Genomic DNA, 9,078 nt, shown 5'->3' with positions numbered 1-9,078 from the left:
TTCTACTATATCTACACAGGTTACTTCATTCCCTGTTTCGGCCAAACAGGTTCCCGTTACCAAACCAACATAGCCAGTACCAATTACTGCAATTTTCATAGTGTTAAGTGTGTTTTAAATTTAAGGTAAGCAATTTGTATAATGAACCATATTAACAGCTTATTACGGCACCGGGCGGGCCATAAAACCAATATTGTAATTATTGTTATTACTTTTATGCCCGGCTAAGATAATCATTCAGCATTAAAATTGATGTTATTATATAATATAGGTATCAAATTATATTCCCTTTTTATCCGTTTTGCCGCATTGTTTAACAACAAAGCCAAACTTTGGGTTTCAGGGCGTAAAAATCCTGTCTTTGTACGTATAGAAAGCAGTATTTGGTTTCATTTTGCTTCACTTGGTGAGTTTGAACAAGGCCGTCCAATCCTGGAAGCTATGAGGAATTTACACCCCGGCAAAAAAGTGGTAGTTACTTTTTTTTCTCCTTCGGGCTATGAGATCCGGAAAAACACCCCGCTTGCCGATTATGTTTACTACCTGCCTTTAGATACCCCCCGTAACGCGAAACGGTTTATCGACGCCATCAACCCCGAAACTATTATTTTCACCAAATACGAATATTGGTTCCACTTTTTTAATGAAGCGCGCAAACGTAATATTCCATTATATATAGTGTCGGGGATCTTCAGGCCGGGGCAGGTGTATTTTAAATGGTATGGCGGCTTTAACCGGAGAATTTTAAGCTTGGTAAGCCACTTCTTTTTACAGGATGATGCTTCTGAACAATTATTACAGGGCATTGGCATCACCAATACCTCGGTAAGTGGCGATACCCGGTTTGACAGGGTTTGGGCCAACGCGCAAAACCCTAAAGTGCTTCCTTTGATAGAAGAATTTAAAAACGGGCATAAATTGTTTATAGCAGGAAGTAGCTGGCCGCAAGATGAGGCGCTATTGGCAAAACTAATAAACCAGTACCCCGACTGGAAGTTCATCTTTGCCCCGCATGAAATACCTGAGGAAAAGATAAACAACCTGATAGATCTGCTTCCGCAAGGTAAAGCGATTACATTTTCACAACTCAAAACCGAAGCCGAAGGCCTGAAATCAGGAGATTTTATTAACCAATCACTTACATCTAACAATCTCCAGGCGCTGGTGATAGACAATATCGGTATGCTTTCATCCCTTTACGCTTATGCCGATATAGCTTATATAGGCGGCGGTTTTGGTGTAGGCATCCATAATACTTTGGAAGCGGCGGCTTTTGCGTTGCCCGTTATCTTTGGCCCTAACTATCAAAAATTCAACGAGGCTAAAGAACTTATAGCCATCAAAGCCGGGTTCAGCATCAGCAATGAAACCGAACTGAAAGAAATTGTTGACAGATTAATCAGCGACGAAGCATTTTATAACAATACCCGGAAAAAGATATTTAACTATGTGAAGGAAAACGTTGGCGCCACGGAAATGATCATGAAGTACATCGATAAGCGATAAAAAAGCTCCATGTTTTGATCATACTTTCCAAAACAAAACAACTGCATTTACTGTACAAAAGCCATAAATTCTTAATATTGCCTTAATGGGTTTTTTACATCTGCCCGGCTTGGGCAAAGCACATTTTCACGAATATGGTACCGGGCAAAAGCCTTTACTGGCCTTTCATGGCTATGGCATGACGGGCAAACAGTTCCATGTGCTTGACCAATCGGTTTTACCACAATATCATGTCTACGGCTTCGATCATTTTTTTCATGGCGAAAGTCGGCTCGACGGCTGGACAGAGCAGCAGATCCTATCCGGAATGCCCAAAGCCATGGTTCGTAGTTACATGGAAGAATGGTTTAAACTTTACGGCAGGCAGCGTTTTTCGGTAATGGGATATTCTATAGGGGCCAACCTTGCTCTGATACTGGTTGAGGAATATGCCGACATGATTGACGATATCATATTAATGGCTCCCGATGGCCTGGCTGTTTTTAAAGGCTTTCACTTCATTTTGCACAATAAGCTTGGTCGCGCAATTTTCCGTACGGCTACAAAAAGTAAATGGCTTGCCCCTTTCCTGGTTAAAAGCGTAAAAAGGGTCGGCGTTATTGACGAAAGCCTGTACAAGATAGCTTATAATGAAATTGATACCGAACAAAAGCGACTTGATACCTATTATACCCTAAATTTGATCAGGCAGTTAAAACCCGATGTGCAGAAGGTAGCACAACTGATCAATCAGCATAAGATTAAATGTTTGCTGATATTTGGCAAGCACGATAAACTATTCCCCAAATCGGCCGCGCTGCCATTTTTAGGGATGCTTGATAATGCCGAAGTGCATGAAGTTGAACTTGGGCACTGGCTGGTTACAAAGGCACTTGATGAGTATTTAGTTAAATAAAACATGGTACCCTCGCGTAAAAAGAAATTCTGGAGTAAACTTTATATCAGTTATGTAAGGTGGTGGATCAGCCGCAATTTTAAGGAGGTTAATGTACAGCCTTTTGAGCCTCGTCCCGGCCATTCAATATTACTTTTGAGTAATCATTTTAGCTGGTGGGATGGCTTTATTGCCAACTGGACAGCCTATTACAATCTCAAAAAGCAATACTACGTCATGATGCAGCAGGATCAGTTTGATCAGCGCAGTTATTTACGATATATTGGCGCATACTCTATCCAGAAAGGCTCGAGGGCAATGCTGGAGTCGCTCACCTACTCGGCAGGAATATTGGATAAACCGGATAACCTGATCGTGATATTTCCGCAAGGCGAACTTTTTTCGAACCACGACACACATATCCATGTTGAAAAAGGTGTTTATAAACTGATGCAACAAATAAAAGGCCCCTGCCAGATTGTTTACCATTGTATCCTGATAGATTATTTTGAAAGTCTGAAACCCCGGGCTTATGTTCACCTTTTTGATTTAGGTGTTGCCAATGAACTTACCTTTGAGCAACTGAAGGAGAATATTAACCAGGCCCATCAGCAAGCTTTGAAAAATCAAATCAATATGGAACATTGACCCGTATCCACTATGATCAGCAATAAAAAGAACTTTTTTCTGAACCGAATTGTGCACTATTACATTAAATGGGTAGTTGGCAAAACGTTTCATGAACTATTGTTTAATGATATTGTAGTTGATCAAAACAGATCGGTACTATTAATAGGCAATCATTTTAGTTTCTGGGATGGCTTAATCCTATACTGCATAAACGATAAATTGCTGAAGAAAAAGCTTCATGTCATGATCCTGGAAGAAACGGCCCGTAAAGAGCGATTTCTGAAATACGTTGGCGCTTTTTCGGTAAAAAAAGATTCGAAAAGTGTCCTGCAATCGCTTGACTATGCCGCAGCATTGCTTGCAGATCCTGCCAACCTGGTTTTGATGTTTCCGCAGGGAAAGTTGTATGCTAACTTTGTTACAAACATAAATTTTGAAAAAGGGGTTATGAGGATAATTGAAAAGGCTGCCGGAAATTTTCAAATTATATTCGCTTCAACTTTTATTCAGTACTTTAAACATAAAAAGCCAACGGCAACCGTTTACTTAAAAAGCGAAACTGAAAATTACGCCGGTAAAAGCATAGATAAATTACAGGCAGCATATCAAAGGCACTACGAAGCCTCTAAACTGTTGCAAACCGAATTTGATATATAAAAAGTGACAATAGCTATATTAATAACCCTCTTTTTTATCATACTCAGGTTTGCGGTAACGTTGTTCAATTACATCTCCAACCCCAAACTTCCTCATATAGGCCGGTATTATTCGGATAAGGTATCCATCCTGATCCCGGCGCGTAACGAGGCCGGTAATATATTAACCCTGCTAAATTCCATTCACCAGCAGGATTATAACAATTATGAGGTTATCATTTATGACGATGACTCTACCGATGATACTTACCGCGTTTGCCATGATTTTGCCGCCGGTCATCCGCATTTCAGGGTAATAAAAGGCGGCAAACTGCCCGATGACTGGATGGGGAAAAACTATGCCTGCCATCAAATGGCCAAACAGGCAGATGGTAAATACCTGCTATTTTTAGATGCCGACGAGCAGATCAGCAATCACCTTATCAACAGTGCTGTACATCGGATGCATTTGCACCAGCTGGGTTTGTTAAGCTTGTTCACCAATCAAACCATGCTCACTTTGGGCGAAAACCTTGTGGTTCCGCTTATGCATTTTATATTGCTTAACCTGCTGCCTTTACGCCTGGTGTATATCGTAAAAAATGCTTCGGTGGCAGCAGCCAGCGGACAGTTCATGTTATTTGATGCCGCCATTTATCACAAACACCAATGGCATAAAGCAGTAAAAAATAAGGTTGTAGAAGATGTAGAGATCATGCGCCTGATCAAAGCCGAGCGCTATAACGGCGAAGCTTTACTGGCCAACGGCATGATCAGCTGCCGCATGTACCGTGGGTATAATGAGGCGATAAACGGCTTCAGTAAAAACTTCCTGGCGGCTTTTAACTACAGCATTATTGGCTTTTTGGTATATATCACCATTATTATTGCCGGTCCGCTCATTATCCTTACTACCTTAAACCTGCCGCTCATATTTTTTACCGTAGGATTGATCTTGCTTACACGGATCATGATCTCGCTTTCGGCAGGGCAAAAAGCCGGGTATAACATCCTTCTGCATCCCGCTCAAATGTTTAGCCTGCTTGCTGTGGCAGTTTTATCTATACAACGCTATCTTACCAAAACCACCATGTGGAAAGGGCGAAAGATTTGAGATCCTCTGAATTCAATAGGGCGATATTGGCAAAAAACAGAATCTGTGTTACGATCATTTTTTTGTTTCACCTGGTGGGTTTAATCGGCTTCACTATTCCATCTTTAGCTGTATTATTTATAGCGTTGGTGCCCTGGCATTTACTATTGATGCTTGGGGTTGTTATTTATAGCCATGACGCTTTTAACGGCAGGTTTATGTTGTTCGCTGCAGTTATTTTTATTACGGGTTTTATGGCCGAATGCATCGGAGTGCATACCGGCTGGCTGTTTGGCAATTACCGCTATGGTGCAACACTCGGCACAAAGCTACTCGATATCCCCTTGATGATTGGAGTAAATTGGTTTCTGTTAATATACGCCACAGGGGTCGCCCTGCGGAGAAATCGTCACCTTACCAATAAATTAATAAGGATATTTTCGGGGGCACTTGTGCTCACCTTGCTTGATATGCTTATCGAGCCTATCGCCATTCATTTTGATTACTGGCATTGGCTGGGTGGTGCTGTTCCTTTACAAAACTACGTTTGCTGGTTTGCATTGAGCGCGTTGCTGCTTTTTATATTTGAGCAATTTAAATTTAAACGGCAAAGCATTGTTGCCCCGGCGTTGCTGATTGCACAATTTGTGTTTTTTGCCGTTTTGAATCTGATGTATTAACTTAAGTCGATCAAAATTCATCAACATAAAAATCAGCTAAATCAACGCAATCATTACAATCAACGATTAATTTTGCCGTAAATTTGCAACACCATGGGAGATTATCAGTTACAGGTTACTATTGATCAGGATTCGGGCTTTTGCTTTGGGGTGGTTTATGCCATTGATATGGCCGAAGAGATTTTAGAAGAGGACGGTTACCTGTACTGCCTGGGCGATATTGTGCACAATGATGAAGAGGTTGAGCGACTAAAATCAAAAGGCCTCCGCATTATTGAACACAGCCAGCTTAAGGATCTCCATAACGAAAAGGTGCTTATCCGCGCCCATGGCGAAGCACCTGATACTTACCGCACGGCTTTAGAAAACAATATTACCCTTATTGATGCTTCGTGCCCGGTAGTGCTTAAGCTGCAAAACCGCATCAAAACTTCATACGACTCAAACGAGAAGATTCTGATTTTTGGCAAGCACGGCCACGCCGAAGTGGTTGGCTTGCAAGGCCAAACCAATAACGAAGCGATAGTTTTCCAGGATATTGCAGAATTGGACAATGTGGCGCTTCCGCACAATATCACGCTGTACAGCCAAACCACCAAGAGTATGGATAAATTCTACTCAGTGAAGGATGAGCTTATTTCGCGCGGATATGACCTGAAAGCTAACGATACCATCTGCCGCCAGGTAAGCAACCGCGATAAGGACCTGCCAAAGTTTGCTACACGCTTTGATAAGATCGTTTTTGTATCGGGCAAAAAATCATCAAACGGCAAGGTATTGTTTGAAGTATGCCGCAAACATAATCCAAACACCTACTTCATATCATCCACCGACGAATTGGAACAAAGCATGTTTGCACCAAATGATACAGTAGGCATTGCCGGCGCTACATCAACTCCTATGTGGCTGATGCAAAAAGTAAAAGCCGCCATAGAAAGCTTTTAACAGCACGCTTTTTGCTGTAACATCATAACATGCAAAAAAGCCCTTCACATACAGGTTTAGTTGTGGCCGCCCTGGTAATAGGCTGCTGGGCAACAAGCATCATATTATTAATGCGATGGCATTTCAGCTTCACCAATCCCATTGTTTATGTATTTATGCTGGTGCAGATGCACCTGTATACCGGGCTGTTCATCACCGCTCATGATGCCATGCATGGCACAGTTTCGCCCAATAAGGGTTTAAATAACTTTGTTGGTTACCTGAGCACTTTTCTTTACGCTTCGTTCTGGTACCCGAAGTTATACACCAAGCACCACAAGCATCACAATCATGTACATACCCACCACGACCCGGACTACCATCAGGGCAGCTTTTTTGCCTGGTATGTGCAGTTTATCCGCAATTATCTGTCTATATGGCAAATTGTGGTAATGGCCGTTGTTTTTAATATCCTGAAAATCTGGATTCCGCAGCCAAACCTGATCATGTTTTGGGTGGTACCTTCGCTCCTGAGCACATTGCAGCTATTTTACTTCGGCACTTACCAACCCCATAAAGGCGAACATGACAACCCGCATTTTGCCCGGAGCCAGCGCCGTAATCATATTGCCGCGTTTTTCAGCTGTTACTTTTTCGGATACCATTACGAGCATCATGAAGCGCCGGGTGTGCCGTGGTGGCGGTTGTGGAAGGTTGTTAAATAATGTCTCGATCTGCCCGCGTTAGATAGTAGCGGATACCGGCCAATATCATTAAGTTAAGGAAATCCCCCATAGGGGGTAAAGGTTTGTAGCAATAACATATTCAAGAACAAGNAATATCATTAAGTTAAGGAAATCCCCCATAGGGGGTAAAGGTTTGTAGCAATAACATATTCAAGAACAAGCCGTGCCAGAGGTACGGAACGCCGGAGTCGTGTACCTACGGCACACTAAAAATCTGTTCTACCTTGTCTTCTACAGACCTTTTGCACCTCTGGTGCAGCCTGTCAATCTTAGCCTAATGACATTGGGATACCGGCCTGTGGCTAATTCCATGTGCAGGAGCGAATAGTTCGGCCGCAGGCAGCGCCCTAATCATCTATAAAGCATTACTAATGTCTGATTCTTCTCTTCTCAACACCTTTCCTTTACACGACAAATCCCCCCAAATTCAAATCTAACTTTCGAACGCCCATCCCTTACACCTCATTTATTTGTAATTTGTGACCACCGTCATAAGTTACGGGGCATTTTTTGTTACTTTTGTACCTGATAATTATGGCTAAAAAAGGAATTTTACTGGTTAACCTGGGCACACCGGATAGCCCAAGTACAGCAGATGTTAAGCGTTATTTGAATGAGTTTTTGATGGACCCGCGGGTTATTGATATCGGAGCCCTTTCACGTACCATTTTAGTAAAAGGCCTTATTGTTCCTTTCAGGGCGCCTAAATCGGCCAAATTGTACCAGGCCATCTGGGATCCTAAAACAGGCTCACCACTATTACATTATAGCATTTTACAGCAAAAAGCGTTACAGCAGCGCCTCGGCGATGACTATATGGTTGAGTTGGCCATGCGCTACCAAAACCCTTCTATCGAATCGGCTTTGGAGAAACTGAAAGCAGCCCTTGTTGAAAGTATCCAGGTAATTCCGTTGTTTCCGCAATATGCCTCGGCCAGTACCGGTTCTGTTTATGAAAAGATTATGGATATTGTGGGTAAATGGCCAACATCGCCAAATATCACCTTTATTAACTCGTTTCATGATAACGAGCTGATGATTGAAACTTTTGCCGACAACGCGCAAAAATACAACCCTGACACTTACGATCATGTATTGTTCAGCTTTCACGGCTTGCCGCAAAGGCAGCTGATCAAGGCCGATCATACACATAACCACTGCCTCAAATCATCAGGTTGCTGCGAGACACTAACCGATGCCAACAGGTTTTGCTACTCGGCACAATCGCACCATACCGCAAAGCTGATTGCTGATAAAATGGGGATCCCGAGAGAGAAATATACCATCTGCTTTCAATCACGCCTGGGTAACGACCCATGGGTACAGCCTTACACCAGCGAAATTGTAGCCCAACTGGCCAGAGAAGGTAAAAAACGCCTATTGGTATTTTGTCCGGCCTTTGTTGCCGATTGCCTTGAAACCGTATATGAAGTAACAACTGAGTACGGCGATGAGTTTAAAGCACTGGGCGGCGAGCATGTTCAACTGGTTGAAAGTTTGAATGACGCTCCTAAGTTTATTGAAGCTTTAGTACAGATGGTTAATCCTACGGTAGTTTAAAACCGGTTTAAAGACATATTTAAAAGCCTGACGATTTACATAAGTCAGGCTTTTTTGTTGCATAAAAAAAGCATCTGCCCATTGCTGAACAGATGCCGTACGATTTTTATATAATTAATAGTTTAAGCTACTTTTACATTCACCGCATTTGGGCCTTTGCGACCTTGCTCTACATCGTAGGTAACGCTATCGTTTTCGCGGATAGTATCAACCAAACCAGATACGTGTACAAAAACTTCAGCACCACCATCAGTTGGTGTAATAAATCCGAAGCCTTTAGTTTCATTAAAGAATTTTACTGTTCCTTGCATTATATTTTTATTTAAGATTGCAAAGATATACATTAAAATCCAATAATTATTTAAAAATAAGGCAATTACACCTTTATAGTTTTTAAGAGTATAACCATTCACCCCAAAGCGGAATGTAA

The 9,078-nt window shown here is 42.1% G+C and carries 11 protein-coding genes; 9 read left to right on the top strand and 2 right to left on the bottom strand.

Features of this window, described 5'->3' with window-relative positions:
• Positions 1-99: NAD-binding protein (locus DUL71_RS22880; protein WP_154402340.1), on the bottom strand; the 99-nt coding region annotated here is incomplete at its 3' end.
• 153 nt (positions 100-252) lie between these two features.
• Here DUL71_RS22880 and DUL71_RS22875 point away from each other — a divergent pair.
• The 9 genes from DUL71_RS22875 to hemH all read left to right on the top strand — a co-directional run bounded on the left by DUL71_RS22875 (position 253) and on the right by hemH (position 8,648).
• On the top strand, positions 253-1,506 hold the full coding sequence (locus DUL71_RS22875; protein ID WP_341867749.1) for a 3-deoxy-D-manno-octulosonic acid transferase: 1,254 nt from the start codon (positions 253-255) through the stop codon (positions 1,504-1,506).
• A gap of 85 nt (positions 1,507-1,591) precedes the next feature.
• Positions 1,592-2,401: an alpha/beta fold hydrolase gene (locus DUL71_RS22870; protein WP_114940199.1), complete on the top strand. Its 810-nt coding sequence runs from the start codon at positions 1,592-1,594 to the stop codon at positions 2,399-2,401.
• 3 nt (positions 2,402-2,404) lie between these two features.
• A complete protein-coding gene (locus tag DUL71_RS22865) occupies positions 2,405-3,028 on the top strand; it encodes a lysophospholipid acyltransferase family protein (protein ID WP_114940198.1) in 624 nt (207 codons plus the stop codon).
• Positions 3,029-3,040: 12 nt separating this feature from the next.
• A complete protein-coding gene (locus DUL71_RS22860; RefSeq protein ID WP_114940197.1) occupies positions 3,041-3,667 on the top strand; it encodes a lysophospholipid acyltransferase family protein in 627 nt (208 codons plus the stop codon).
• A gap of 3 nt (positions 3,668-3,670) precedes the next feature.
• On the top strand, positions 3,671-4,759 hold the full coding sequence (locus tag DUL71_RS22855; protein WP_114940196.1) for a glycosyltransferase family 2 protein: 1,089 nt from the start codon (positions 3,671-3,673) through the stop codon (positions 4,757-4,759).
• A 26-nt stretch (positions 4,760-4,785) separates the two neighbouring features.
• Positions 4,786-5,418 carry a carotenoid biosynthesis protein gene (locus DUL71_RS22850; protein WP_114940195.1) on the top strand — a complete coding sequence of 211 codons (633 nt, stop codon included), beginning with the start codon at positions 4,786-4,788 and terminating at the stop codon, positions 5,416-5,418.
• 93 nt (positions 5,419-5,511) lie between these two features.
• Complete coding sequence (locus DUL71_RS22845; RefSeq protein WP_114940194.1) at positions 5,512-6,363, top strand: 4-hydroxy-3-methylbut-2-enyl diphosphate reductase; 852 nt, start codon at positions 5,512-5,514, stop codon at positions 6,361-6,363.
• A 29-nt stretch (positions 6,364-6,392) separates the two neighbouring features.
• On the top strand, positions 6,393-7,067 hold the full coding sequence (locus DUL71_RS22840) for a fatty acid desaturase (protein WP_114940193.1): 675 nt from the start codon (positions 6,393-6,395) through the stop codon (positions 7,065-7,067).
• Between the two features lie 555 nt (positions 7,068-7,622).
• The gene (gene hemH / locus DUL71_RS22835) at positions 7,623-8,648 is read left to right on the top strand and encodes a ferrochelatase (protein ID WP_208645632.1); all 1,026 of its coding nucleotides are present in this window, start codon (positions 7,623-7,625) and stop codon (positions 8,646-8,648) included.
• 122 nt (positions 8,649-8,770) lie between these two features.
• Here the strand turns inward: hemH and DUL71_RS22830 are convergent, their stop codons facing one another.
• On the bottom strand, positions 8,771-8,962 hold the full coding sequence (locus tag DUL71_RS22830) for a cold-shock protein (protein WP_091220527.1): 192 nt from the start codon (positions 8,960-8,962) through the stop codon (positions 8,771-8,773).
• Positions 8,963-9,078: the final 116 nt, after the last annotated feature.

The organism is Mucilaginibacter endophyticus (assembly GCF_003351025.1).
GTDB classification, from domain to species: domain Bacteria; phylum Bacteroidota; class Bacteroidia; order Sphingobacteriales; family Sphingobacteriaceae; genus Mucilaginibacter; species Mucilaginibacter endophyticus.
The sequence above is the reverse complement of the archived record's forward strand: the minus strand, read 5'-3'. Positions and strand labels throughout refer to the sequence as shown.

Excerpts from the sequence above, each read along its gene's own strand:
- DUL71_RS22875 (WP_341867749.1), top strand. The coding sequence starts at position 253 with ATGTTATTATATAATATAGGTATCAAATTATATTCCCTTTTTATCCGT.
- DUL71_RS22870 (WP_114940199.1), top strand. The coding sequence starts at position 1,592 with ATGGGTTTTTTACATCTGCCCGGCTTGGGCAAAGCACATTTTCACGAA.
- DUL71_RS22865 (WP_114940198.1), top strand. The coding sequence starts at position 2,405 with ATGGTACCCTCGCGTAAAAAGAAATTCTGGAGTAAACTTTATATCAGT.
- DUL71_RS22860 (WP_114940197.1), top strand. The coding sequence starts at position 3,041 with ATGATCAGCAATAAAAAGAACTTTTTTCTGAACCGAATTGTGCACTAT.
- DUL71_RS22845 (WP_114940194.1), top strand. The coding sequence starts at position 5,512 with ATGGGAGATTATCAGTTACAGGTTACTATTGATCAGGATTCGGGCTTT.
- DUL71_RS22840 (WP_114940193.1), top strand. The coding sequence starts at position 6,393 with ATGCAAAAAAGCCCTTCACATACAGGTTTAGTTGTGGCCGCCCTGGTA.
- hemH (WP_208645632.1), top strand. The coding sequence starts at position 7,623 with ATGGCTAAAAAAGGAATTTTACTGGTTAACCTGGGCACACCGGATAGC.